The 22,103-nt window shown below is 72.4% G+C and carries 27 protein-coding genes; 13 read left to right on the forward strand and 14 right to left on the reverse strand.

Annotation, left to right across the window (positions count from 1 at the left end; translation table 11 throughout):
* Nucleotides 1-30 precede the first annotated feature (30 nt).
* A complete protein-coding gene (locus ACQUQ1_RS02390) occupies nt 31-354 on the reverse strand; it encodes a hypothetical protein (RefSeq protein WP_435062651.1) in 324 nt (107 codons plus the stop codon).
* 90 nt (nt 355-444) lie between these two features.
* Nucleotides 445-591, reverse strand: coding sequence for a hypothetical protein (locus tag ACQUQ1_RS02395; RefSeq protein WP_435062652.1), 147 nt, complete (start codon nt 589-591; stop codon nt 445-447).
* A gap of 216 nt (nt 592-807) precedes the next feature.
* On the opposite strand from ACQUQ1_RS02395, the gene ACQUQ1_RS02400 reads away from it, so the two are divergent.
* From ACQUQ1_RS02400 to ACQUQ1_RS02420, 5 genes are all read left to right on the forward strand, one after another.
* A complete protein-coding gene (locus ACQUQ1_RS02400; protein WP_435062653.1) occupies nt 808-1,164 on the forward strand; it encodes a hypothetical protein in 357 nt (118 codons plus the stop codon).
* Between the two features lie 47 nt (nt 1,165-1,211).
* Nucleotides 1,212-2,978, forward strand: a complete 1,767-nt coding sequence (locus ACQUQ1_RS02405; protein WP_435062654.1) for a nitrite/sulfite reductase — start codon at nt 1,212-1,214, stop codon at nt 2,976-2,978.
* A gap of 9 nt (nt 2,979-2,987) precedes the next feature.
* Nucleotides 2,988-3,275, forward strand: a complete 288-nt coding sequence (locus ACQUQ1_RS02410) for a DUF6360 family protein (RefSeq protein WP_435062655.1) — start codon at nt 2,988-2,990, stop codon at nt 3,273-3,275.
* A 132-nt stretch (nt 3,276-3,407) separates the two neighbouring features.
* Nucleotides 3,408-3,644: a hypothetical protein gene (locus ACQUQ1_RS02415; protein ID WP_435062656.1), complete on the forward strand. Its 237-nt coding sequence runs from the start codon at nt 3,408-3,410 to the stop codon at nt 3,642-3,644.
* 84 nt (nt 3,645-3,728) lie between these two features.
* Nucleotides 3,729-4,553: an HpcH/HpaI aldolase family protein gene (locus ACQUQ1_RS02420; protein ID WP_435062657.1), complete on the forward strand. Its 825-nt coding sequence runs from the start codon at nt 3,729-3,731 to the stop codon at nt 4,551-4,553.
* Nucleotides 4,554-4,632: 79 nt separating this feature from the next.
* Here ACQUQ1_RS02420 and ACQUQ1_RS02425 read toward each other — a convergent pair whose 3' ends face one another.
* The 3 genes from ACQUQ1_RS02425 to ACQUQ1_RS02435 form a co-directional block, all read right to left on the reverse strand.
* On the reverse strand, nt 4,633-4,809 hold the full coding sequence (locus ACQUQ1_RS02425) for a hypothetical protein (protein ID WP_435062658.1): 177 nt from the start codon (nt 4,807-4,809) through the stop codon (nt 4,633-4,635).
* A 125-nt stretch (nt 4,810-4,934) separates the two neighbouring features.
* On the reverse strand, nt 4,935-5,552 hold the full coding sequence (locus ACQUQ1_RS02430; RefSeq protein ID WP_435062659.1) for a DUF1684 domain-containing protein: 618 nt from the start codon (nt 5,550-5,552) through the stop codon (nt 4,935-4,937).
* A gap of 79 nt (nt 5,553-5,631) precedes the next feature.
* Entirely contained in the window at nt 5,632-6,240 is a 609-nt protein-coding gene (locus ACQUQ1_RS02435; protein WP_435062660.1) for a DUF7282 domain-containing protein, read from the reverse strand.
* Nucleotides 6,241-6,482: 242 nt separating this feature from the next.
* Here ACQUQ1_RS02435 and ACQUQ1_RS02440 point away from each other — a divergent pair, with 242 nt between their 5' ends.
* A complete protein-coding gene (locus ACQUQ1_RS02440; RefSeq protein ID WP_435062661.1) occupies nt 6,483-7,727 on the forward strand; it encodes a threonine synthase in 1,245 nt (414 codons plus the stop codon).
* A 54-nt stretch (nt 7,728-7,781) separates the two neighbouring features.
* On the opposite strand, the gene sucD is transcribed toward ACQUQ1_RS02440, so the two are convergent.
* From sucD to ACQUQ1_RS02455, 3 genes are all read right to left on the reverse strand, one after another.
* Nucleotides 7,782-8,651 (reverse strand): succinate--CoA ligase subunit alpha, encoded by an 870-nt coding sequence (gene sucD, locus ACQUQ1_RS02445; protein WP_435062662.1) that lies wholly within the window; start codon nt 8,649-8,651, stop codon nt 7,782-7,784.
* A gap of 79 nt (nt 8,652-8,730) precedes the next feature.
* Nucleotides 8,731-9,876 (reverse strand): ADP-forming succinate--CoA ligase subunit beta, encoded by a 1,146-nt coding sequence (gene sucC / locus ACQUQ1_RS02450; RefSeq protein WP_435062663.1) that lies wholly within the window; start codon nt 9,874-9,876, stop codon nt 8,731-8,733.
* 122 nt (nt 9,877-9,998) lie between these two features.
* Entirely contained in the window at nt 9,999-10,283 is a 285-nt protein-coding gene (locus ACQUQ1_RS02455; RefSeq protein WP_435062664.1) for a hypothetical protein, read from the reverse strand.
* Between the two features lie 162 nt (nt 10,284-10,445).
* Here ACQUQ1_RS02455 and ACQUQ1_RS02460 point away from each other — a divergent pair, with 162 nt between their 5' ends.
* Entirely contained in the window at nt 10,446-11,408 is a 963-nt protein-coding gene (locus tag ACQUQ1_RS02460; RefSeq protein ID WP_435062665.1) for an NADPH:quinone reductase, read from the forward strand.
* Between the two features lie 49 nt (nt 11,409-11,457).
* Here the strand turns inward: ACQUQ1_RS02460 and ACQUQ1_RS02465 are convergent, their stop codons facing one another.
* Nucleotides 11,458-13,848, reverse strand: coding sequence for a bacterio-opsin activator domain-containing protein (locus ACQUQ1_RS02465; RefSeq protein ID WP_435062666.1), 2,391 nt, complete (start codon nt 13,846-13,848; stop codon nt 11,458-11,460).
* A 205-nt stretch (nt 13,849-14,053) separates the two neighbouring features.
* Here ACQUQ1_RS02465 and ACQUQ1_RS02470 point away from each other — a divergent pair, with 205 nt between their 5' ends.
* Entirely contained in the window at nt 14,054-14,398 is a 345-nt protein-coding gene (locus tag ACQUQ1_RS02470; RefSeq protein WP_435062667.1) for a DUF7344 domain-containing protein, read from the forward strand.
* Nucleotides 14,399-14,410: 12 nt separating this feature from the next.
* Here the strand turns inward: ACQUQ1_RS02470 and ACQUQ1_RS02475 are convergent, their stop codons facing one another.
* On the reverse strand, nt 14,411-14,557 hold the full coding sequence (locus ACQUQ1_RS02475) for a DUF7563 family protein (RefSeq protein ID WP_435062668.1): 147 nt from the start codon (nt 14,555-14,557) through the stop codon (nt 14,411-14,413).
* A gap of 207 nt (nt 14,558-14,764) precedes the next feature.
* Here ACQUQ1_RS02475 and ACQUQ1_RS02480 point away from each other — a divergent pair, with 207 nt between their 5' ends.
* Nucleotides 14,765-15,139, forward strand: coding sequence for a DsrE family protein (locus tag ACQUQ1_RS02480; RefSeq protein WP_435062669.1), 375 nt, complete (start codon nt 14,765-14,767; stop codon nt 15,137-15,139).
* A 454-nt stretch (nt 15,140-15,593) separates the two neighbouring features.
* Here the strand turns inward: ACQUQ1_RS02480 and ACQUQ1_RS02485 are convergent, their stop codons facing one another.
* A complete protein-coding gene (locus ACQUQ1_RS02485; RefSeq protein ID WP_435062670.1) occupies nt 15,594-16,064 on the reverse strand; it encodes a hypothetical protein in 471 nt (156 codons plus the stop codon).
* Between ACQUQ1_RS02485 and ACQUQ1_RS02490 the strand changes: the two genes are divergently transcribed.
* The gene (locus ACQUQ1_RS02490) at nt 16,042-16,749 is read left to right on the forward strand and encodes a CARDB domain-containing protein (RefSeq protein WP_435062671.1); all 708 of its coding nucleotides are present in this window, start codon (nt 16,042-16,044) and stop codon (nt 16,747-16,749) included. The genes ACQUQ1_RS02485 and ACQUQ1_RS02490 overlap by 23 nt on opposite strands.
* 71 nt (nt 16,750-16,820) lie before the next feature.
* Here the strand turns inward: ACQUQ1_RS02490 and ACQUQ1_RS02495 are convergent, their stop codons facing one another.
* A complete protein-coding gene (locus ACQUQ1_RS02495; protein ID WP_435062672.1) occupies nt 16,821-17,729 on the reverse strand; it encodes an A/G-specific adenine glycosylase in 909 nt (302 codons plus the stop codon).
* Between the two features lie 136 nt (nt 17,730-17,865).
* Here ACQUQ1_RS02495 and ACQUQ1_RS02500 point away from each other — a divergent pair, with 136 nt between their 5' ends.
* The 3 genes from ACQUQ1_RS02500 (at nt 17,866) to ACQUQ1_RS02510 (ending at nt 19,158) form a co-directional block, all read left to right on the forward strand.
* Nucleotides 17,866-18,189 carry a hypothetical protein gene (locus ACQUQ1_RS02500; protein WP_435062673.1) on the forward strand — a complete coding sequence of 108 codons (324 nt, stop codon included), beginning with the start codon at nt 17,866-17,868 and terminating at the stop codon, nt 18,187-18,189.
* Between the two features lie 32 nt (nt 18,190-18,221).
* On the forward strand, nt 18,222-18,563 hold the full coding sequence (locus tag ACQUQ1_RS02505) for a hypothetical protein (protein ID WP_435062674.1): 342 nt from the start codon (nt 18,222-18,224) through the stop codon (nt 18,561-18,563).
* Nucleotides 18,564-18,654: 91 nt separating this feature from the next.
* Nucleotides 18,655-19,158, forward strand: a complete 504-nt coding sequence (locus ACQUQ1_RS02510; RefSeq protein WP_435062675.1) for a hypothetical protein — start codon at nt 18,655-18,657, stop codon at nt 19,156-19,158.
* 5 nt (nt 19,159-19,163) lie between these two features.
* On the opposite strand, the gene ACQUQ1_RS02515 is transcribed toward ACQUQ1_RS02510, so the two are convergent.
* Together ACQUQ1_RS02515 and ACQUQ1_RS02520 are read right to left on the reverse strand one after the other, a co-directional pair.
* Nucleotides 19,164-20,513: an aminotransferase class III-fold pyridoxal phosphate-dependent enzyme gene (locus tag ACQUQ1_RS02515; protein ID WP_435062676.1), complete on the reverse strand. Its 1,350-nt coding sequence runs from the start codon at nt 20,511-20,513 to the stop codon at nt 19,164-19,166.
* Between the two features lie 214 nt (nt 20,514-20,727).
* The gene (locus ACQUQ1_RS02520; protein ID WP_435062677.1) at nt 20,728-22,014 is read right to left on the reverse strand and encodes an MgtC/SapB family protein; all 1,287 of its coding nucleotides are present in this window, start codon (nt 22,012-22,014) and stop codon (nt 20,728-20,730) included.
* Nucleotides 22,015-22,103 lie beyond the last annotated feature (89 nt).

The raw sequence follows: 22,103 nt of genomic DNA on the forward strand, positions 1-22,103 counted from the left end.
CGTTATTCGCCGACGGCGCGGACCCGGCGGTCACCCGTCGCCGGACTCGGGGTCGCCCTCGTCGTCGACGGCCCGCCGGATAGACGCCGCGAGCGCGGCGAGGGGGTCCGCCCCGGACGCCTCGCGGTCGCCCGTCGCCACGGCGTGATACCGGGCCCCGCTCTCGAGCGCCAGCCGTATCGCGTCGTCGGTCGTGAAGACGCGTTCGCCCGCCGCATCGTTCAGGTCGTCGCGGACCGCCCGGAGCAGGTCGCGGGTCTCCATCGACATCGTCAGCGACACCTGGAACCGATGGGGGATGTCCTCGTGGAACTCCCTGACGGCCGCCGCCAGTTCCGGTTCTCCGTCCGACATGTTCCGTGAGGTGGACGCGTCCGACAGTAAGCGTTTGGGCGGATTCGGGACCGCGGGCCCGCGAGAATCGGTGGTCGAACGGCGCGGCGCTCAGTCGGCGTCGACCGGGTCCCCGTCCTCGTCCTCCGAGAGGTGCTCCCACACCTCCGCGCAACCGCACCCGTCCTCGAGATCGTCGAGATGAGACGTGTCGACTTCCTCGTCGCCGTATCGATCGTCGGTCGTCTGTTCTGCCATCGGTGCAGTACACGGACCCTACCCTCATAAACCACCCACGCCCGACCAAGCCTCACCGAGGCTCCCCGGTAGCGAACGATGTTGCCGGTATCTCGAACGCGCGTCTCGACCGGATCCGAGGGAGGTCGGCGGGTTCGTCGCCGAAGCGGCGTCACCGGAACCGTCGGCCGTTGCGACCGGCGACGGGGGTATGTCCGCCGGCCGCGTCGGTCGGGTATGAGCGTCGCCCTCCGCGTGCTCGACGACGGCGCGTGGGTGTCCGTGAACGACGAGCGCCGGGTCAGCGTCAGCGAGCTGTGGCGGGTCGGCGACCCGGACGCGTGCGCCTGCGAGTGTGCCGACTACGTCGTCGAGGGGTTCACCGACGTGGGCGTCGACGGCCGGACCGTGACCGCGGACGTGTACGGCCAGTGCATCCGGTGCGGACGGGCGGCGAGCGTCCCGGGCCTCCCGGTGGGACGGATCGTCGGCGGCGAGTTCCGGCCCGTCGCGGGCGGCGCGATCCGGTTCCCGCGCGGGGGGCTCGGGGCGCCGCAAGCGTTGCCGCTTCCCGGCAGCGCCGGGGAGGATTGACGGGGAGGCGCGCTTTAGGGGCGTCGGGCGAATGTGTTCGTGCACGAATGCCGACGGACGTCGAAAAGTGGAAATCGGAGGTGTACGGCAACGAGATCAGGGAGCACCTGATGGAGTTCGCCGAGGAGGGGTGGGAGTCGATCCCGGAGGACGAACACGACGCCTGGTTCGAGCGCTTCAAGTGGTGGGGGCTGTACCACCAGCGGAACGGCCAGGAGAGCTACTTCATGATGCGGATCGGGACGCCCAACGGCGTGCTGAAGCCGGGGCAGGTCGAGGTCGTCGCCGACATCGCCGACGAGTACGCCCGCGGCCCCGCCGAGAACCCCGAGTTCGGCGACGCGTACGTCGACTGGACGACCAGGCAGTCGATCCAGCTCCACTGGATCCGGCTGGAGGACGTCCCGGAGATCTTCGAGAAACTGGAGGCGAACGGCCTGTCCACCCAGCAGGCGTGCGGCGACTCCTGGCGTAACATCGTCGGCTGCCCCGTCGCGGGCAAGGACTCCGCGGAGTTCGTCGACGCCCTCCCCGTCGCGATGGACCTCAACGAGACGTTCAAGGGCAACGACGACCACGCGAACCTCCCGCGTAAGTGGAAGGTGAGCGTCACCGGCTGCCGTGAGGGCTGCGGCCAGGGCGACATCAACGACCTCGCGTTCGAGCCGGCCGAGAAAGACGGCGTCAAGGGGTTCAACGTCCGCGTCGGCGGCGGCCTCTCGCGCAACGAGCCGCGCCTCGCGCGCAGCATCGACGTGTTCGTCCCGCCGGAGGACGTCGACGCGGTCGCGGGCGGCATCTCGGCGCTGTTCAACGACCACGGCGACCGCGAGGACCGGTACAACGCCCGGATGAAGTTCCTCACCGACGAGTGGGGCACCGAGAAGATCCGGCGCGTCCTCCAGGAGGACTACGTCGACTTCGAGCTCCAGCGCGCCGGCGAGGACCTCCGCGACGAGTACACGTACAACTCCGGGCGCAACGACGCCGGCCACCACGACCACGTCGGCGTCCACGAGCAGAACGACGGCAACTACTACGTCGGCCTGAACGTCCTCGTCGGACGGATGGGCGCCGACGACACCCGCGAACTCGCCCGGATCGCCGACGAGTACGGCTCCGGCGAGGTGCGCGTCACCCAGCGGCAGAACGTCATCGTCACCGACGTGCCCGAGGAGAACCTGGACGACCTGCTCGCCGAGGACCTGCTCGACACCTACGAGCCGGACCCGCACCCGTTCATGCGCGGCTCCATCGCCTGCACGGGCACGGAGTTCTGCTCGCTGTCCATCGTCGAGACGAAGAACCGGCAGGTGCGGTACGCCCGCTGGCTCAAGGACAACGTCGAGGTGCCCGACGGCGTCGAGGACTTCCACATCCACCTGTCGGGCTGCACCGCATCCTGCGCGCAGCCGCAGATCGCCGACATCAGCCTGCGCGGCATGAAGACCCGCAAGGACGGCGAGCCGGTCGAGGCGCTCGACATCGGCCTCGGCGGCGGCCTCGGCGAGGACCCGCGCTTCGCCGAGTGGGTCGAACAGCGTGTGCCCGCCGACGAGGTTCCCGGCGCCATCGCGAACCTCCTCGCCAACTTCGAGGAGCGCCGCGAGGGCGACGAGAGCTTCCGCGACTTCGTCGAGCGCACCGACGAGGAGACGCTGAAGGAGCTCGTCGAGCCGGAGGAGACCTCCTACGAGGACCCCTACATGCACAACACGAAGATGACGTGGTACCCGTACGCCGAGGACGACGACATGGACGCCTCGCCCGCGCCGGCGCGCGCGGACGGCAGCCCTATCCCGTCGGACGACTGAGGGCCGCCCATGCCCGACCGGCTCATCCGCGTCAACGCCTACACAACCTTCGACTTGCTCGACGGCTTCGCCCGCGGCCACGACTTCGAGGAGGAGGCCGTCGCCGTGCTGAACGTGACGGCGCCCCGCGAGGACCCCGATGAGGTGACGCTCGAACTCGAACTCGACAACACCGGGCTCGCCGAGCTCCCGGCCCACGCCGAGGGCGTCACCCTCTCGGCGGCCGAGGCGCGCGAGCTCGCGGGCGAACTTGAGAAGTACGCCGCCCGGGTCGAGGCCGCACAGCGCGAGGACTGAGGTCCGTCGGCCCCTCGCCCCGCCTCGCCCCCCGTTCGCCGGCGCCGCCCTCCCCGAGTCGGCGACGCCCGCGTTCTCACGCCCGAGACGCGGGGACGAACCCTTTTACGGTCCGGCGGGGGAGCCGCCCACATGTGGGTACGGGAGCGGGACGCGGTCGACTACCTCGGCATCGGCGCCGTCACGCTGCTGGCGTGGATCCACTTCCCGTACCGCTTCCTCGTCTACACGCAACTGCGCTACTGGGCGTGGTGGCTCCAGCGGTGGGTCGACCAGTCGCCCACGCAGGCCATCGGGCTCGTGGTCGTCGTCGCGGCGCTGGTCGGGGGGCTGTTCCTCGCGGGCATCGTCCGGTCGGCGTCGACCTGAGCGGACGACCACGCGTCCTGCCGGTCCGAGGTCCACTTGGCCGCTTTCTCGGGGCTTGATGTGTCGCCGGCGCCGAGCGCCCCCATGACCGACCGAACCGGCCTCAGGGCCGCGCTCCGGGAGGGGCCCGCCGGCCACTGGTGTGCGATCCCCGCGCCGGGGGTCGCCGAGTCGCTCGCGCTGACCGACGCCGACTTCGTCGTGATCGACACCGAACACACGCCCGCCGGAGTCGAATCCGTCGAGGCGTGCGTCCGCGCGGTCGACGCCGCGAACGGGACCGCGTCGGGCGGGGAGGGGGACGAAGCCGCCGACGGCGACGGCGCCGACGCCGACGGCCACACCTACCCGGTCGTCCGCGTCGCCTGGAACGACCACGTCCGGATCAAGCGCGTGCTCGACACCGGCGCCGCGGGCGTGATGGCGCCGCAGGTGAACACCGCGGCCGAGGCCGAAGCGTTCGTCGCGGCCGCGCGCTACCCGCCCGAGGGCCGCCGGGGCGTCGCCGGCGCCCGCGCCTCCGGCTACGGCCGGGACCTGGGGGCGTACTACGACGGCGCGAACGACCGCGTCGCGACGATCGCGCAGGTGGAGACCGCCGAGGCCGTCGACAACGCGGGTGAGGTATCGGCCGTCGAGGGGCTCGACGCCCTGCTCGTGGGGCCGGCCGACCTCTCGGCGAACCTCGGCGTGTTCGGCGAGTACGGGTCCGAGCGGTTCGTCTCGGCCGTCGAGGACGTGCTCGCGGCGAGCGCGGTCCCGGTCGGCACCCTCGCCACCTCGCCGGCGGAGGTGGACCGCTGGACCCACCTCGGATACGACTACCAGATCGTCGGCGTCGACGCCGGCTACCTCGCCGCCGGGGCGGAGGCGGCGCTGGAGCGGTACGCGGGCGCGGACGGGGACTGAGCCGGCGCGGGAACGGGCGGTCGGGACGCGGGTCGTCCGGGAGGACGACCGGGGCGCGGAGAGCGAGAGAGACCGCCGGTCAGACCGCCCGGCCGCCCTCGCTCGTGCCGATCAGGTACGTGCCGGCGACGAGCAGGGCCGCCGCGGGCAGCAGCGCCGCGGACGCGAGGGTGCCGGCGCCGACGCCGAGCCCCGGGAGGAACAGCAGTACGCCAACGACCATCAGCACCGCGCCGACGAGCGCCTTTCGGTTCATACCTCCGTCTCGGGGCTCGACGCGTACTAAGGCTTGCTCTTCGTGCCGTCGCCGCCGCCGTCCCCGTCCCCGCCTCTGTCTCTGTCTCTGTCTCCGTCGCCGCCGGGAACGCCGCCGCGGGCGGGTCAGTCGCCGCCGGGCAGGTCGGGGTCGCGCTCGCCCGCGGGCACCGCCACCTCCAGCCAGTTCTCCGTCGGCGGGAGCGGACAGGCGAACGCGTCCGAGAACGCGCAGAAGGGGGTGTACGCGAGGTTGAAGTCCAGCGTCACCGCGTCCACCTCGCCGAGGTCGCCCTCCGGGTGGAGGTCCATGTACCGGCCGCCGTCGTACGTCTGCTGGCCGGTGGTCTTGTCGCGGAACGGGAGGAACAGCGCCGCCGACCCCTCGGCGCGAAGCGCCTCCAGCGACGCCTCGACTCGCTCGCCCTCGGCGTTCGGCAGCGCGAACGACAGCGTCGCGACGCGGTGGAAGCGCTCGGCGGTGCCGTTGCGGACGGTCAGTTCCGTCGTCTCGGGGTCCTCGTGGACGGTCACGTCGGCCTCCACGCGGTAGGCGGGGTCCGGGTCGAAGTAGTCCAGCCCGTCGAAGTCGTCGCGCAGCGCCGGGTCCAGCGGCGACTGCGGGTCGCTCGCGAGGAACTCGTCCTTCTCGGCGCGCATCTCGCGCAGGCGGGCGAGCCACGCGTCGTCGGCGTCCCCGGCGGTCGTCCCGCCGGCGCCGTCGGTCGCCGTGTCGTCGGTCATGGCCCACCGTTGGGCGCGACGGCGGAAAAACGGGTCGCGTTCGGCGCGCCGGGGGGACGTCCCCGACGCCGGAACGGCGCTACCGGCGCGCGAGCAGCGCGGCGGCGACGAGCGCGACCAGGGCGACGGCGACCCCGAAGCCGGGGCCGCTCGTCTCGGTGGACCCGTCGGTCGCGGCGGTCGTCTCGGCCCCGCCGTCCTCGGTCGCGGTGGCGGTCGCCGTCGCGGTGGCGGTCGCCGTCGCGGTCGAGCGCGTGAACTCCTCGGTGGAGACGTACGCCGTCTCGGCGACGGCCTGGCCGTTCTCGTTCGTGTACGCCGTGTCCTCGGAGGCGTTGAACGTCTCCGAGCCGTTGTTCACGTGCGCCTCGGCGACGAGGACCTGGCTGCGCGAGAGGTCCGGCGAGACGGGGACGGTGACGTTCTCGTGCGTGCCGTTGCCGAGGTACTCCGAGTGGCCGATCAGGCCGCCCGAGGAGTTGTAGACGGCGACGAAGCCGCCCTCGGGCAGCGTCACGGAGGAGACGGTGACCTCCTCGACGCCGACCTGGTCGTCGAAGTCGACGTCGGCGGAGGCGTTCGCGGTCTGTGCGGTCGCGGTGCCGGCGGCGAGGCCGCCCGCGAGGGCGACGGCGCCGACCAGCACGGAGAGCAGTACGAGCGCGGGGATCGTGGTTCGTGCGTTCATCGTAGAGAGCGGCTCGCGGCAGATCGAACGCCGGAGCTATCGCCCGATTCTCGACTGTCGGGGAAGAGTCCGTCGCTCCCGAATGGGGAAAGATGGCATACGACGTGGGGATCGCTGCCGAGCACTGAGGGGACGGCGCCGGCGACGCCGGGCCGATGTGAGGGCGAGCCGGGCCGACGTCGGGGAGCGCCGGGGCGACGCCGGGCGGCGGACTTTTCACCGCGGCCCGGTCCCCGTACGGTATGCTCGTCTGCTACGCCTGCGGTCGCCGTCACGGGTCGGGCCAGCGGTGCGACTGCGGGGAGCCGCTGTGGTTCGGGACCGACCCCGACGGGGTCGAGTGGCCCGACCGCGACGGCGTGTGGGCGTTCGCCGACCTCCTCCCGGTCGACCCGCCGCGGGGCGGCCTCGCGGCCGCCGCCGGGGCGACGCCGCTGGTTCGCGCCCCCGGTCTCGACGTCGACGACGCCCGCGTCCACGTGAAACTGGAGGGGACGAACCCGACCGGCTCGTTCAAGGACCGCGGGAGCGCCGTCGGCGTCGCCGGCGCGGTCGCGGGCGTTCCCGGGGACGGCGACCCCGACGCCGTCGGAACCGTCTCCCACGGCAACATGGCCGCCTCGATGGCCGCCCACGCCGCCGGACACGACCTCGACTGCGTCGTGCTCGTGCCCGCCGACATCTCCGACTCCCGGCTCGACCGCATCGCGTCGTACGGCCCGCGGATCGTCCGCGTCGACGGCGACTACGGCCGCCTCTACCACGACGCGCTCGCGCTCGGCCCCGAGGCTGGCGTCGAGTTCGTCAACTCCGACTCGCCGCTGCGCGTCGCCGGCCAGAAGACGACCGCCCTGGAGGTCCTGCGGGCGTTCGCGGCCGGGGACGCTGGCGGGGGCGACGGGGGCGCCGGGCGCGCGACCGCCGCGGCCGGCCCCGACGCGCCCGACGCCGTGGTCGTGCCCGTCAGCAGCGGCGGCCACGCCAGCGCGGCCTGGAAGGCGGTCCGCGAGGCGACTGCGGCGGGCCTGGTCGACGACCCGCCGCGGCTCTACCTCGTCCAGACGGCCGCCTGCGCCCCCGTCGCCGGGGCGTTCGAGCGCGGCGACGACGCGGTGACGCGCCTGGACCGCGAGGCGGTCGGCGAGACGGTCGCCTACTCCATCGCCAACCCCGACCCGCCCAGCGGGACCCGGGCGCTCGCGGCCGCCCGCGACACCGGCGGCGCGGCGCTCGCGGTCGACGACGACGCGATCCGGGCGGCCCGCCGGCGGTTCGCCCGCGCCGGGATGCGCGTGGAGGCCGCCTCGGCGACGACGCTGGCGGGGCTCCGGCGGCTCCGCGAGCGCGGCGAGGTGGACGCCGGCGAGCACGTCGTCCTCGTCGCCACGGGCGTCGGCTACGGCGGCGGCGGGGACGCGGGGCCGACGGACGCCGAGACGGTGACGCGGGCGGACCTCGCGGCGGCGCTCGGCGTCGACGACGGGTGAGAAAACGAGGACGGATGGAACGGGGAGAGAACGGGGACCGGAGAACGCGACCGCCTACAGGAAGTCCTCGATGTAGTCGGCGACCTCGTTGGGGGTGTCGCCGACGGGGACGCCCGCGTCGTTGAGCGCGCCGATCTTCGACTCGGCGGTGCCGGTGCCCGAGCCCGAGACGATGGCGCCGGCGTGGCCCATGCGCTTGCCCGGCGGGGCGGTGCGGCCGGCGATGAAGCCGGCGACGGGCGTGTCCATGTTCTCGGCGATGAACTTCGCCGCCTGCTCCTCGTCCTCGCCGCCGATCTCGCCGCACATGACGACGGCCTTCGTGTCCTGGTCGGCCTCGAACGCCTCCAGCGCGTCGACGAAGGAGGTCCCGATGATCGGGTCGCCGCCGATGCCGATGGCGGTCGTCTGACCGATACCGCGCTCGGTGAGGTTCGAGACGACCTGGTAAGTCAGGGTGCCCGAGCGGGAGACGAGCCCCACGTCGCCGGACTCGAAGATGTTGCCCGGGAGGATCCCGAGCTTGGCCTCGCCGGGCGTGATGATGCCCGGACAGTTCGGCCCGATGAGGCGCGTGTCGACTTCCGAGAGGCGCTTGTTCACCTTCGCCATGTCCTGGGTCGGGATGCCCTCGGTGATGGCGACCACGAGGTCGAGGTCGGTGTCGAGCGCCTCGAAGACGGCGTCGCCGGCGAACGCCGGCGGGACGAACACGACGGAGGCGTCGGCGTCCTCGGCGTCGACGGCCTCGTCGACGGTGTCGTAGACGGGGACGCCGGCGACCTCCTGGCCGCCCTTGCCGGGCACCGCGCCCGCGACGACGTTCGTGCCGTACTCCAGCATCTGTTCGGTGTGGAACTTGCCCTCCCCGCCCGTGATGCCCTGCACCACGACCCGGGTGTCGTCGTCGACGAAGATACTCACGCGAACCACCCCGTGGTGAGCGTGAGTTCACGAATAGTGAGCGAGCGAACGACGTGAGCGAGCGAACTTCTCGGGTAAGTCATTGTGTCACCTCCTGTGCGTTCTCGACCGCACGCTGCACCGCGTCCTCAAGGGTCCCCTCGACCTGCACGAGGTCCTCGTTGAGGATCTCCATCCCCTCCGCGGCGTTCGTCCCCGCGAGGCGTACGACCACCGGCTTGGGGATCTCGTCGAACTGCTCCAGCGCCTCGTTGATCCCCTTGGCGACCTCGTCGCCGCGGGTGATCCCGCCGAAGATATTGAACACGACCGAGTCGACGTTCTCGTCGGAGAACACCATGTCCAGCGCGTTCGTGACGCGCTCGGCCTTGGCGCCGCCGCCGATGTCGAGGAAGTTGGCGGGCTCGCCGCCGTAGTAGTCCACGAGGTCCAGCGTCGTCATCACCAGCCCCGCCCCGTTACCGATGATGCCGACGTTGCCCGACAGGCGGACGTAGTCGAAGCCGTACTCGTTGGCCTTCGCCTCCAGTTCGTCGCCGGCGGCCTCGTCCTCCATCTCCGCCAGCTCGGGCTGCCGGAACAGCGCGTCCTCGTCGATGTTCATCACCGCGTCGGCGGCGACGACCTCGCGGTCCGAGGTGACCATCACGGGGTTGATCTCGATCTCGGAGGCGTCCTTCGACTCGTAGAGGTCGTACAGCGTCCCCAGGATCGACGCGACGTCCATCGCCACGTCGCGCGGGATGCCCGCCTCGAAGACGACCTTGCGCGCCTGGTAGGAGTGTAGGCCGAACGCGGGGTCGATGTGCTCGCGGGCGATCTTCCCGGGGGTCTCCTCGGCGACCGACTCGATGTCGACGCCGCCCTCGGTCGAGACCATGGCGACGGGCTCGCCCTCGCCGCGGTCCATCGTGATGCCGACGTACAGTTCGTTCTCGAAGTCGACGCCGGCCTCGACGAGGACCTCCTCGACGGTGTAGCCCTTGAGGTCCATCCCGAGGATGGACTCGGCGGCCTCGCGCGCCTCGGCCTCGCTCGTGGCGATCTTGATGCCCCCAGCCTTCCCACGTCCGCCGACGTGGACCTGCGCCTTGATGGCCGCCGGGTAGCCGATCTCGTCGACCGCGTCCATGACCTCCTCGACGGTGGACGCGAGCCGCGAGTCCGGGGTCGGGATCCCGGCGTCGGCGAAGACCCGCTTCGCCTGGTACTCGTGAAGCTTCATGCGTGTCTACAGCCTCCCCTCTCGGGGTTAAATCCCGCCGGTTCCGGTCGCGCTCGCGGCCGCGTCCGGGTCCGTGCCGTCGGCGCCCGCCGCGCGGCGTGACTCGGCCGCCCGCCGGTTCGTCACTCGGCGAGCGCCTGCCCGACGGCCGCCAGAAGGAGGCCCCCGGCGGCGACGACGCCCGACCACAGCACCGACGGCCGGAGCGTGATCGCGTTGCAGCCGTCGGTGTAGGTCAGCGTCGGCGGCCACGACTGCACGCCGAGCAGTCGGTAGCCGGTCAGCGGCAGGGGACCCGAACAGGCGGCGTCCGTCGACGCCGCGATCGGCCCGACCGCGACGAGGAGGACCGCACACACGAGCAGTCCGGCGCCGAACGCCGTCGCGCCGACGCGTCGGAGGGACATACCGGGTCGCTACCGCGGCGGACGGTTTCACTCCACCGGTCGGCCGGGGGCGCGCCCGCGGTCCCGGGGGGGCGGCGAGGCCGTGGGCTCGACGGGCACGGCGACTGCGGCGCGGTTCCGGCGCCGCCCGGAGTTAAGTCGCCTCGGGCGCAGGGGACGGCCATGCGCGCGGTCCGCTTCCACGAACACGGCGACGAATCGGTGCTCACGGTGGACGAGGTCGACCGGCCCGAGCCGGCCCCCGACGAGGTGCTCGTCGAGGTGGCATCGGCGGGCGTCAATCCCGTCGACACGTACTTCCGCGAGGGATCGTACGAGCCGTACGGCCTCCCGGCGATCCCCGGCGTCGACGCCGCCGGCGAGGCCGTCGGGGTCGGCGCCGAGGTCGAGGGGATCGCCGTCGGCGACGCCGTTTTCGCCACCGGCCTCTCCAGCACGATGCCCGGCGGCTACGCCGAGTACGTCGCGGTCCCGGCCGACCGGATCGCCGCGCTCCCGGAGGGCGCGGACCTCGTCGCCGCCGGCGGCGCGGGCGTCGCGGCCGTCACGGCGTGGCGAGCGCTCGTCCAGCACGCGACCCTCCGGCCGGCCGAGACGGCGCTGATCCACGGCGGCTCCGGCGGCGTCGGCCACGCGGCCGTGCAGGTCGCTGCGGCGTCGGGGGCGCGCGTCGTCGCGACGGCCGCGCCGGAGTACCACGACGCGGTCGCCGGCCTCGGCGCCGACGCGGTGCTCGATTACGCCCGGGACGACCTCGCGGACGCGGTCGTCGAGGCCGCCGGCGGCGACGGCGTCAACGTGGTGCTCGACCACCGCCTCGACGAGTACCTCGGCTTCGACGCCGAGGTGGCGGCCCACGGCGCGCGCGTCGTCGGCATCGGCGAGAACGACCCCGAGATCGGCTTCCCCCACTCGGCGTCGGCCCGGGGCAAGGACCTCTCGCTCCAGCTGATGTCGATGTTCAACACGCCGAGCCTCGCGGACGCGCTCGCGGACCTCGCGTCGCTGTGGGGCGAGGACGTCTCGATCGAGGTGGCCCGGAGCTACGACCTCGACGAGGCCGCCGAGGCCCAGCGGGCGGTGATGGAGGACAGCTTCCTCGGGAAGCTCGTGATCGAGCCGTAGTCGGCGACGCGTCCCGGGACCGACCCCTATCTGTACCGCGCCGATCCGCCTACCCGTCGGCGAACAGCGCCTCGAACACCTTCCGCTGGCCCTTCCGGAGGTGCTGGTGGAACGTCGGCGCCGCGATGCCGAGCGTCCCGGCGACCTCCTGGGCGGTGGCGTCCCGCGGCCACGCGAAGTACCCCGCGTGGGTGGCCGTCTCCAGCGCGGTCCGCTGGCGGTCGCTCAGCTCCGACGCGAGCGCGCTCGCCGTCGGGTCCTCCCCCCGCCCCGCCCTCGTCACCTGACGGCGCCGCAGGAGCGACGCGCCCGGGTGCGTCTCGCGGACGGCGTCGATCACCGGCCGGACCGGCGCGCTCGGCGACAGACACACCGTCAGTCGGTAGTCGCCGTCCTCGATCACGGCCTCCTCCACCGCGCCGCCGAGGGAGGCGATGACGGACAACACCGGCGGCTCCGACACCGACAGCTCGAACCGTCGGTCGTCCCCGTCGGATCTGACCGTCACCGATTCGTAGAAGGGAACCGTCTCGACCATCGCCTCCAGCGTCCCGACGCCGGCGGGTGTCGTCGTCCCGTACAGCAGGAACCGGTCGTCGCCGACCGGGATCACGTGACCGAGCTCGATCGGCTCGTCGCCGGGGGCGTCGACGCCGAGGTCGTCGAGCACGTCCTCCACGAGGAACTCCAGTTCGACGACCTCGTCGCCCAACAGCGCGCGCTTCCGGTCGACCGCGGCGATGGCGTGGCCGACCACCTCCCCGACCTGCTCGATCACCTCCCGCTCCCGGCCGACGAACGCCCTCGGCCGGTCGGTGTACACGTTCAACACGCCGTAGACGGTCCCCTCGTGGGTGATCGGGATCGCCGCCGACGATCGGTAGCCGTACTCCGCCACCTCGTCGGCCCAGGGCTCCTGTCGGGGGTCCTCGTCGGCGTGCTGGGTCGTCTGGACCTCGCCCGTCCGGTAGGCCCGTCCGGTCGGGCCGTTCCCGTGTTCGTCGTCGGGGTCGACCGAGACGGTCGTGTCGTCGAGGTACCCCTCGACGCCGGCCTCCGCCCTGGCGACGACCTCCCGGGTCGCGCCGTCGGCGTCGCCGATCCACGCGAACCGGTAGGAGTCGGAGGCGGCGAAGCGCTCGCAGACGGCCGTCTCGATCTCCGAGCGCGTCGACCGATCGATGACCGCGTCGGTGATCTCTCGGACGACCCGGTTGACGCTGTTCACCGCCGCGAGCTGTCGGCGCCGGCGCTCGACCTCCCGCCGCTGCCGGTCGCGCTCGATCGTGGACGCGAGCACGTTCGCGACCGACTGGACGAACGCGGCGTCGTGCTCGGAGACGTCGGCCGGCTCGGTGTCGTGGGTGCCGAGGATCCCCCAGGGCGCCTCCGGCGACCCGATCACCGTGCTGATCCCGCTGCGGACGTCGTGGTCGGTGAGGAGGTCGGGCCCGTCGAAGCGCGTCTCGCGGGCGAGGTCGTCGACGACGACCGGCGTCTCCGTGGACAGCGTGTAGGCGGCCTGCGAGTCCGCCTCGGTCGCCGACACCGTCGCCGAGCCGACGACGCCCTCGTCCCAGCCGACGCCCTCGCGGAGCAGGAGCTCCTCGCCGGCGGCGTCGAGCTCCAGCACCTTGCAGTAGTCGTTGCCGAGCGTCTCGGCGACGAGCGCGGCGGCGTCCGCGAACAGCGCGTCGAGGTCGTCACACTCCAGCGCCCGCTGGCCGATGGCGGCGACCGCCCGCTGCTGGCGGATCCGCTCCTCGAGTTCCCGCTCGCTCTCGACGCGCTCGGTGATCTCCTGGGACATCCCGAGGGCGGCGAACACGTCGCCGTCGTCGTCGCGGATCGGATGGAACTGGTACCGGTACGTCCGTTCGCCGACCGTCGCCTCGAAGCGCGACGACTCCCCGTCGAGGGCGTCGACGTACCGCGGGACGACCACCTCGGCGACCTCCTCGGGGAGCCGGTCGAGCGACTCGCCCTCCAGTTCCGCGCGCCCGAGGTCGGCATACCCCTCCAGCGAGCCGCCGAAGGCGGTGTAGCGGAGGTCGCGGTCGACCATGGCGACGACGCCGTTCGGGAACTGCTCGATCAGCGTCCGGTACAGCCGCCTCGACTCCTCGCGCTCGCGCCCGTCGCCGTCCTCCCGCCCCCGGTCCGCGGGGCGACCGTCGCCGGCGGCCGAGCCGGCCTCGTCGTCGGCGCCGTCCCCGGCCGATCCGTCGTCCACGGCCGGGCGCCACCAGACGCGCCCGCCGGCGCCGACCTTCTTGGTCTCGACCGCCCCCACCCCCGCGAGCCGCTCCAGCCGCGCGTAGGCGCTCCGGCGGCCGAGATCGAGGCGGTCGGCGACCTCGCTCGTCGTCAGCGGGTGCCCGCGTCGCTCGAACACCGCCGCCGTCTCGCGCAGGGTGCCCGGCAGCGTCTCCGGATCCATTGCGGGGGGTGTGGCGACCGTCGATCAATCAACGTTCCGCCGGCGGAATCAAACAGTTGTTTATCCTAAACAAAACCGGGACGTATCCAATAAATTCCGTACGCTACTGAACAATAACCGAACCAATAACGCGTCGGCATCCCACGAGAGTTCACCTACACAGTTCTAGCGCACGCTTAGGCCCCGGCCGTTCCTCGGACGAGCCATGCCCGCTGACGAAGCGGTCCCCGGCGACGGTGACCTCCGACATCGGACAGCGAACGACCAGCGTCGGTACCCGAACACGGCCGAACTCCACGAGAGCGACCGCCACCACCTGCTGGAGTCGGACCGGCGTCGGCTCGTGTTGGCGATCCTCGGCGAGCGAACCCAGCCGGTCGAACTCGACACGCTCGCGGCGGCCGTCGCCGCGGCCGAGGAGGGCGTCGACCGGGCGGACGGGGACGCGCACGACCGCGTGACGGTCTCGCTCCACCACGTCCATCTGCCCAAACTGGACGACTACGGCGTGATCCGCTACGACCGGGAGTCGAACACGGTGGGCTGGTGACCCGTCGGGGACTCAGTTCTTCTTCGCCCGGACGGTCTTGCCGCGTCGGACCATGTCCTCGCAGTGGGGACACGCCCGCGGCCGGGTGACGCCCTCCGGCTCGAACACCTTCACGTATCGCTCCGTCACGAACGATTCGCAGTTCTGGCAGGTCGGCATACTCGCCCGGGGGAGCAGGGGCCGTAAACGAATTACGGTTGCCGGCGCCCGGATCACCGGGTGACACACGCCGCGACCGTCGCCGAGCGATCCCTCTCGCGCCCCGATATATCAGGGATGTAGTATTCTCGTCGGGGGTCGCCGCGCGGTTCCCGCCCGGGTGGACCGGGCGGTACGTTGACCGGCCTCCGGACCGAACTCGCGGGCATGCGAACCGTCATGCACTGTACGGCGGGGTCGGCGTCCGCCCAGCGGCGCGCCCTCGCCAACGCCGCGAACCTGCTCGCCGACGAGACGCTCGACCTGGAGGCGCTCGCGGTCGTGTTCAACGGCGACGGCGTCCACGCCGCCCGCGCGGACGCCCCCGTCGCCGACGAGGTGCGGGGCCTGCTCGCGCGGGGACCGGAGGAGGACGCCGCGCCGGACGCGCCGTTGATCGAGGTGTGCGCCTGCTCGAACTCGCTGGCCTCCCGGGGGGTCGACCCGGACGAACTCGTGCACGACGTGCGGGTCGTCTCCAGCGGGATGGGGGAACTCTCCCGGAGGCAGGCCGACGGCTACGGGTACATCCGGGTGCCGTAGCGCGGGCCGGCGGGACGGACCCGAGGCGAGGCGGGTCCCACTGCCGCCGTCGGCGACTCGACGTCGCCGTCCTGCGGGGGGACAGCGCCCACGGCGAGGGCGTTCCGAGCACGAGCGTCGACAGAGGCTCCTTTCGGGAGCGAACGCCCGACGCACCCGTCGTCGAGCCGGGATCCGTAGGTGAGACCGGGAAGATCGTCGTGCCACGATATAATCATTAGTAATACGACACGTAGCGGCGGGTTACCGCTCGTTGACGGCCATTAACTATGGGCCCGTGACGTCCCATGCGCTCCGTGAAACGGGCCGTCGTACCGGGGGTACTGAGCGTCGTCTTCGTCGTCTTCGTCGTCTCGATAGCCGCGCAGGGGACCTCCGCCGTCCCGGAGCGGGATGTCGCGGACGACGGACGGTTCGGTTCCACGACCGGGGTCGACTCGCGCCTCTCGCCGATTCAGCAGTACGAGTCCCCAGCCGAGGACCTCGGAAAGCAAGCGACGGCGACAGCAACGCCGACGGCGACACCGATAGCAACGGCGACTGCGACGGCAACGCCGACAGCGACTGCGACGCCGACAGCGACAGCGACGGCGACGCCGACAGCGACAGCGACGGCGACGCCGACAGCGACCGCGACACCCACACCAACCGAGACGCCGACGCCGACAGGAACGCCGATGCCGACAGGAACGCCGATGCCGACAGGAACGCCGATGCCGACAGGAACGCCGACGCCGACCGGAACGCCGACGCCGACCGGAACGCCGACCGAGACGCCGACGCCGACCGAAACCTCGACCCCCTCGCCGACCGAGACGCCGACGCCGACCGAAACCTCGACTCCGTCACCGACCGCCACGCCGTCGCCGACGCCGACCCCCGCGGAGGCGAGGTTCGATGTCGTGGCGGCGACCCTCAACGACACGCAGGTCGCCGCGGGGGAGAGCGTCCGGATAGCGCTGAACGTCGAGAACGTCGGCGAGCGGGACGGCACGTTCCGGGCGGACCTGTTCGTGGACTCCGAGACGGCCGATTCGAAGTCGGTCGCCGTCGAGGCGGGCGGGAGCGAGACGGTCGTGTTCGTGTATCGGTTCGAGGAGCCGGGCGAGTACGAGGTCGCCGTCGAGGACGCGTCGCTCGGCACGGTGACCGTGGTCGCCGCCGGCGACAACGGGACGACGCCCCGCCCCGGCGACGACGCCGGGGACACCGGCCCCGTCGAGGTCACCGACGCCCAGGTTTCGTCCGACTGGATCAGGGAGGGCCACGAGGCCACCGTTCGGGCGACGGTCGTGAACACGGCGAACCGGACGGCGAACCGGACGCTCACGGTGACGGTCGACGACCGACCGGTCGCGAACGAGACCGTGCGGCTCGGCCCCGACGAGCGGGAGGAGGTGACCGTCGAGTTCGACGCCGTCGGCGGGACCGTCGAGGTCGAGGGCGTCGACGCGGGCAGGATCAGCGTCGGCGAGCGGTACGGGGGGACCGAAACCGACCCCGACGACGCCTCCGGGGGCGACTGGCCGGTGCTCGAATTCGGCATCGCCGCGTTCGTCGGGGTCGTCCTGACCCTCACCGCCGTCGCAGCCCTGTCGCCCGAGCGCTGACGATGCGGGACGGCCGTCGATACGGTTCCTCGGCGTCCCCCGTCCCCGGCCGGTACGGGCTCGCGGACCGGCTATCGCCGGAGTCGCGCGACGGGCCCGTCCTCGCGCTCCTCGAGTTCGACCAGCCCGTCGTCGCGCAGGTCCGCGAGCAGCCCGCGGAGCCACTCGCGGCCGTCGTCGCCGTCGGGCGCGTAGTCGACGCGGACCCGCGGGCCGAGCTCGTCCAGTTTCAGCTCCTCGTACTCGCCGAGCGCGCGGACCACCTTCCCGCGGAACTGCCGCCGGCTCCCCTCGAAGTCGGGCTGTTCGGGCACGTCCGGCGCGGTGAAGTCACCCGTCTCGTAGGCGCGACACCAGCGCCGCCACGGACACCCCGCCTCGTCACAGCGGGGCGACTGCCCGCAGGCGACGCCCCCCAGCTCCATGATCGCGTTGTTCCAGACGCGCGATTCCCCCTCGGGCATGAGTGCGGACGCGGCCGCCCCGAACGCGTCGTCGTCGTCGGGCACCCCGAACGCGCGGTACAGCACCCGCTTCACGTTCGTGTCGACCACCGCGTCGCCGTTGTCGAACGCGAAGGAGGCCACCGCGTTGGCGGTGTAGGGGCCGACGCCCATCAGCTCCTGCAGCTCGTCGGGCTCCTCGGGAAACGCCCCGTCGTACTCCTCGACCACCTGCGTGGCGGCCTCGTGGAGGTACTTCGCGCGGTTGTTGTACCCCAGCGAGTGGTCCGACCAGAACGCGACCACCGCGCCGCGCTCGGCGGCCGCGAGGTCCTCGACGGCGGGCCAGCGGTCGAGGAAGTCGGCGTACGCCTCCTCGACCCGCGAGAGCTGCGTCTGCTGGCTCATCACCTCCGAGACGAGGATCCGGTAGGGGTCGTCCGTCCGGCGCCACGGGAAGTCGCGGTGGTCGTCCTCGTACCACGCGATCAGCGCCTCCCGGACCGCCTCGCGGTCGTCGGGGAGGTGGTCGCTCATTACCCGTGGCTACGCCGCCGGGCGAAAAGCGCTGACGGTTCCGCGGGGTCGCCGGCGCCGGGCCGGCGGTGCCCGCGGGCCCCTCGCTGCCCCCGCGGCGAAACCGCTTTGCCGACGCCCTCTCACACGCCCGCCCATGCGACAGGACCTGGTCCTCGCCGCCGTGCTCGCCGGCGCGGGCGTCGCCCTCCTCCCCGCGGTGCTCGCGTTCTACCTCGCGGCCGGCCCGACGATGTGGCTCGCGACCGGCGCGGTCGTCACCGCCGTCGGCCTCGCGTTCGCGTACACCGCCGACGACGAGTCGGCGGACGGCGACGGGGCCGGCCCCCGGAAAACGAACTGCCCGCAGTGCGGGTCGCGAGTGTCCGCGACCGCGACGGCCTGCGAGTACTGCGGCGTCGGGCTCGGCGGCGGCGACACGGACGGCGACCGCGGCGTCCCCGATGCCGACGGAGCGTAACGGGTATCCCCCGGCCGCCGCTTCCTCCGGCCATGGGACTGGACGACCTCGACGCGGCGATCACCGACGAGTACGGCGACCTGGACGACGAGGCCTCCCTCGAACTGGACCGGGAGACGAAACACGAACTCGCGCTGCTGTCCGCGGCGCTGGGGACCGACCGCGACGAGCTCCTGCGGCGGGGCGTCCACGCGCTGTTCCGGCGGACGCTCGACACGGGCGACCTCGACTTCCACCTCCGCCAGGCGTTCGACGTGACCTACGACGAGTACCTCTCGGGGATGACCTACGACGAGATGACCGGCGGGGCGGGCGGCGCCGGCGGCGCCGGCGGCTACCCCGAGCGGAGCGACGACCGGCGGTACCAGCAGTAGGGCGGTCCGGCCCGGCCCGCGCCGTCCCGCCACGCCCCCGGCGGGCGGGAACCGGGGGAAGGACCTTGGCCGCGGCGGGCGAACGGGGGGTATGGGACTCGATGTCGACACCCCCGACCCGCCGAGCCTGAGCGGCCCCCGCGGCCGGGGCGAGTACGACGCGGTCGACGCGGGCGAGGACGACGCCGGCGACGACTACCGACGCGAGGAGATCCGGACGGTCCTGCGCGACGGGGCCTGGCGCGACGCGTTCGCGGAGTGGGCCGAGAGCACGTACCTGTCGGCCGACGAGGTCGCGGCGGTCGACCGGCTCGGGCTGTTCGACGAGTTCGACTTCTACTGGGACCCCGCGGGCGACGAGGTCGGCTACCGCGCCCCGTCGGTCCCCGCCGACGAGCGGGGGTCGATCCCGGGCGACGACCCCGACGGCGTCGACGAGGAACTCGACGCGCTCGGCCGGACGGTCTCGGAGATGCTGGAGAACGACTACATGCTCCGTGACGAGGTCGACGGCGAGTCCGACTTCTTCGCCGAGGAGGAGGAGCGCGAGAGCGAGGCGGAGGCGCGCGACGCCGGCGACGACCCGGCGGCGTAACGCGACTACGTCGCGTCGCCGACGGCGTCGATCAGCAGGTTCGCGCCCATCTCGATCTCGCGCTCCCTCACGTCCATCGGCGGGAGGAACCGGATCACGCTCGACCCGCACGCCAGCGTGAGCAGTCCCCGCCGCAGCGCCGCCTCCAGCACCTCGTCGCGCAGGTCGGTCGACTCGAACTCGACGGCGAGCATGAGGCCCTTCCCGCGCACGTCGACCACGCCGCCGAGGGCGGCGTCGCGGACGGTCTCCTTGAACTGCTCGCCGCGAGCGACCGCGTTCTCCAGCAGGTCGTGCTCGTCGATGGCGCGAAGCGTGAAGGCGCCCTGCGCGGCGGCGACGACGTCGCCGGCGCCCCACGTCGAGGAGAGGCGCGCGCGCTCGTCGGGGAAGGTTTCCCCGTCCGCGATGGTCGCGCCCACGCGCATCCCCTTCGCGCCGGTGATCACGTCCGGCTCGACCGCGTAGTGGTCCGAGCCCCACCACTCGCCGGTGCGGCCCATCCCCGACTGGATCTCGTCGGCGATCAGGGGCACGTCGTGCTCGTCGGCGAGGGCCGCGACCTCCTCCATGAACGGCTCGGAGGGGAAGCGGTAGCCCCCCTCGCCCTGGATCGGCTCCATGACGATGTACGACAGCTCCTCGGGGTCGACGTGGCCGGTCTTCGGGTCGAGCTTCTCCCTGAGCACGGAGGTGTCGCCGCCGTCGACGAAGAAGCCGCACGAGCACGACTCCGGCGAGCAGGTCCGGTCGTCGCAGAAGGGCACGTCGTGGACGCCCGGAACCTCGGGGAAGCGGCGGCGGTACACCGACTTCGAGCGGTTGAGCGAGAGCGCACCCAGCGTCCGGCCGTGGAACGCCCCCTCGAAGGTGACGCCGTACTTCCCTCCGCCGGAGGCGTCGTAGCATATCTTGATCGCGTTCTCGACGGCCTCGGCGCCGGAGTTCGAGAGGAACACCGTGTCGAGTCCGTAGCGGGCTGTCCGGTCGGTCAGCTCGTGCATCAGGTCCGCCGGACCGGGCAGGTCGGCCTCGCCGGGGTCGTTCCCGTCGGAGACGTAGAAGTCCTGTCCGGCGATCTTGGTCGGGTCGACCAGGTCGAACTCGGCCATCGGCTCGGTGACCTTCGGGTTGTTGTAGCCGAGCGGCGCGGCGGCGACGTGGGAGGTGAAATCCAGCAGGACGTTGCCGTCGACGTCGGTGCAGAACGGCCCCTCGGCGTCGGCGGTGATGTCCCACACGAAGTCGTACACGTACGTGCTCGTCGCCGCGACCTCGCGGTGGTACTCGGCGTACTCGCGGGCGCGGGTCCCGGGCATCTCCGTGACCCGGACCTCGGCCGTGTCTCGGTCCATGCGGGAGAGTGACGTCCGGGGCGAATAAAAACCGCGGGTCGAATTGTCGATCAGTCCAACTCCGAGGCGGCAGATCGACGTGTGTTCAACACTCCGCCGATGTGGCGATTCGGATTCCGGACCGATCCCGCTCTGTCGAACTTCGTTCAACCGTCGTCGACGCCGCGTCCGGCGTCCCGTCGGTCGGGGGACGGGGTCGTCGTCGCGTCGCCGGTCACAGCATCGTCGCCGCCGCGGCGACGACGCCGGAGACGGCGACGAGCGCGAGGCTGTAGGCGGCGACCCGGCGGACGAACGCGCGGGGCCCCGCGACCGCCAGCGCCGCCTTCACGGCGACGCTGGAGACGGTCGCCAGCAGGACCGCGACCGTCGCCGCCTCGGCGCCGACGGTGCCCCCGCGGTACAGCAGCACCGCCGAGGTGGTCGCGCCCGCGGAGGAGACCAGCCCGGAGGCGGCCGCCGAGGCGTACAGCCCGGCGGTGCCGAACCGGATCTGCGCCACGCTGCTGACCGCGAGGATGAGCAGGAACGCCGCGCCGAACGCCAGCGCGTTGCGCAGCGAGAACGGCGAGTCGAGCGCGAGGTCGACCTCGGCGCGCCAGTCGGCCGTGGCCGCGGCCACGGCGACCGCGCCGACCGCGAGCGCGCCCAGCGGGGCGACGACGCCGACGAGCACGGGCGCGTCGCCGGCGGCGGTGAACGCGACGGCGATGGCGAGGTTGCGCAGCGCCATCGCGGCGTCCGCGAGCAGCACCCCCGCGACGGCGTACGACACCGACTCGGCGCGGTCGGTCGCGTGGTCGAGCATCGTGCCGACCACGGCCGTCGAGGACGCGAGCCCGCCGAAGAAGCCGGTGACCGCGATGCCGCGGCCGCCGTAGGTACGCACCAGCGCGTAGTTCACCATCCCGATGCCCGCCACGGTGACGACCATCAGCCAGGCGACCCGCGGCTCCAGCGGGACGCCGAAGACGACCCGCTCGCCCGCCGGCAACACCGGGTAGACGACGAACGCGAGGATCGCGAACTCGGTCATCGAGCGTAGCTCGGTCCGCGACAGGTCGCCCGCGAACGAGTGGAGCTCCCGCTTCAACACGAGCAGCGCCGACGACACGACCGCCACCGTCACCCCCTCTACGACGTAGCCGGCGGCCACGAGCGCGCCGACGCCGTACGCCGCGAGCAGCGACACCGCCGTGGTGAGCGAGAGCGACCCGTCGCCGCCCTCGCGCAGCCCTCGAACCGCCAGCAGGACGCCCTGCACCACGACGAGGACGCCGCCGACCGCCAGCAGCGCCTCCCCGACGGCCGTCTCCGACGCGAGCAGGGTGAACACCGCGCCGACGAGGCTCGTCAGCGAGAAGGTCCGGATGCCGGCGGACTTGTCGGACCACTCGCGCTCCAGCCCGAGGAACAGCCCGAGCGCCGCCGCCAGCGCCAGCCGCACCACCGGTACCGACAGCGGGTCGGTCGCCATCCCCTCGGCTCCCGTCACGACCATCGATTCTATATTGCTCTATAGTGGTATATACTTCTTCGGGCGGCGGGCGGCCGCGACACCCTTTTGTCGGTTCACCGACCGGTCACGGT

The sequence above is a fragment of the Halobaculum sp. EA56 genome, from assembly GCF_051195075.1.
Classification (GTDB): domain Archaea; phylum Halobacteriota; class Halobacteria; order Halobacteriales; family Haloferacaceae; genus Halobaculum.

Excerpts from the sequence above, each read along its gene's own strand:
- ACQUQ1_RS02505 (WP_435062674.1), top strand. The coding sequence starts at position 18,222 with ATGGGACTGGACGACCTCGACGCGGCGATCACCGACGAGTACGGCGAC.
- ACQUQ1_RS02420 (WP_435062657.1), top strand. The coding sequence starts at position 3,729 with ATGACCGACCGAACCGGCCTCAGGGCCGCGCTCCGGGAGGGGCCCGCC.
- ACQUQ1_RS02465 (WP_435062666.1), bottom strand. The coding sequence starts at position 13,848 with ATGGATCCGGAGACGCTGCCGGGCACCCTGCGCGAGACGGCGGCGGTG.
- ACQUQ1_RS02390 (WP_435062651.1), bottom strand. The coding sequence starts at position 354 with ATGTCGGACGGAGAACCGGAACTGGCGGCGGCCGTCAGGGAGTTCCAC.
- ACQUQ1_RS02440 (WP_435062661.1), top strand. The coding sequence starts at position 6,483 with ATGCTCGTCTGCTACGCCTGCGGTCGCCGTCACGGGTCGGGCCAGCGG.
- ACQUQ1_RS02495 (WP_435062672.1), bottom strand. The coding sequence starts at position 17,729 with ATGAGCGACCACCTCCCCGACGACCGCGAGGCGGTCCGGGAGGCGCTG.
- ACQUQ1_RS02475 (WP_435062668.1), bottom strand. The coding sequence starts at position 14,557 with ATGCCGACCTGCCAGAACTGCGAATCGTTCGTGACGGAGCGATACGTG.
- sucC (WP_435062663.1), bottom strand. The coding sequence starts at position 9,876 with ATGAAGCTTCACGAGTACCAGGCGAAGCGGGTCTTCGCCGACGCCGGG.
- ACQUQ1_RS02510 (WP_435062675.1), top strand. The coding sequence starts at position 18,655 with ATGGGACTCGATGTCGACACCCCCGACCCGCCGAGCCTGAGCGGCCCC.
- ACQUQ1_RS02400 (WP_435062653.1), top strand. The coding sequence starts at position 808 with ATGAGCGTCGCCCTCCGCGTGCTCGACGACGGCGCGTGGGTGTCCGTG.
- ACQUQ1_RS02500 (WP_435062673.1), top strand. The coding sequence starts at position 17,866 with ATGCGACAGGACCTGGTCCTCGCCGCCGTGCTCGCCGGCGCGGGCGTC.
- ACQUQ1_RS02410 (WP_435062655.1), top strand. The coding sequence starts at position 2,988 with ATGCCCGACCGGCTCATCCGCGTCAACGCCTACACAACCTTCGACTTG.
- ACQUQ1_RS02405 (WP_435062654.1), top strand. The coding sequence starts at position 1,212 with ATGCCGACGGACGTCGAAAAGTGGAAATCGGAGGTGTACGGCAACGAG.
- ACQUQ1_RS02515 (WP_435062676.1), bottom strand. The coding sequence starts at position 20,513 with ATGGACCGAGACACGGCCGAGGTCCGGGTCACGGAGATGCCCGGGACC.
- ACQUQ1_RS02425 (WP_435062658.1), bottom strand. The coding sequence starts at position 4,809 with ATGAACCGAAAGGCGCTCGTCGGCGCGGTGCTGATGGTCGTTGGCGTA.
- ACQUQ1_RS02520 (WP_435062677.1), bottom strand. The coding sequence starts at position 22,014 with ATGGTCGTGACGGGAGCCGAGGGGATGGCGACCGACCCGCTGTCGGTA.
- ACQUQ1_RS02430 (WP_435062659.1), bottom strand. The coding sequence starts at position 5,552 with ATGACCGACGACACGGCGACCGACGGCGCCGGCGGGACGACCGCCGGG.
- ACQUQ1_RS02480 (WP_435062669.1), top strand. The coding sequence starts at position 14,765 with ATGCGAACCGTCATGCACTGTACGGCGGGGTCGGCGTCCGCCCAGCGG.
- ACQUQ1_RS02455 (WP_435062664.1), bottom strand. The coding sequence starts at position 10,283 with ATGTCCCTCCGACGCGTCGGCGCGACGGCGTTCGGCGCCGGACTGCTC.
- ACQUQ1_RS02395 (WP_435062652.1), bottom strand. The coding sequence starts at position 591 with ATGGCAGAACAGACGACCGACGATCGATACGGCGACGAGGAAGTCGAC.
- ACQUQ1_RS02435 (WP_435062660.1), bottom strand. The coding sequence starts at position 6,240 with ATGAACGCACGAACCACGATCCCCGCGCTCGTACTGCTCTCCGTGCTG.
- ACQUQ1_RS02460 (WP_435062665.1), top strand. The coding sequence starts at position 10,446 with ATGCGCGCGGTCCGCTTCCACGAACACGGCGACGAATCGGTGCTCACG.
- ACQUQ1_RS02415 (WP_435062656.1), top strand. The coding sequence starts at position 3,408 with ATGTGGGTACGGGAGCGGGACGCGGTCGACTACCTCGGCATCGGCGCC.
- ACQUQ1_RS02470 (WP_435062667.1), top strand. The coding sequence starts at position 14,054 with ATGCCCGCTGACGAAGCGGTCCCCGGCGACGGTGACCTCCGACATCGG.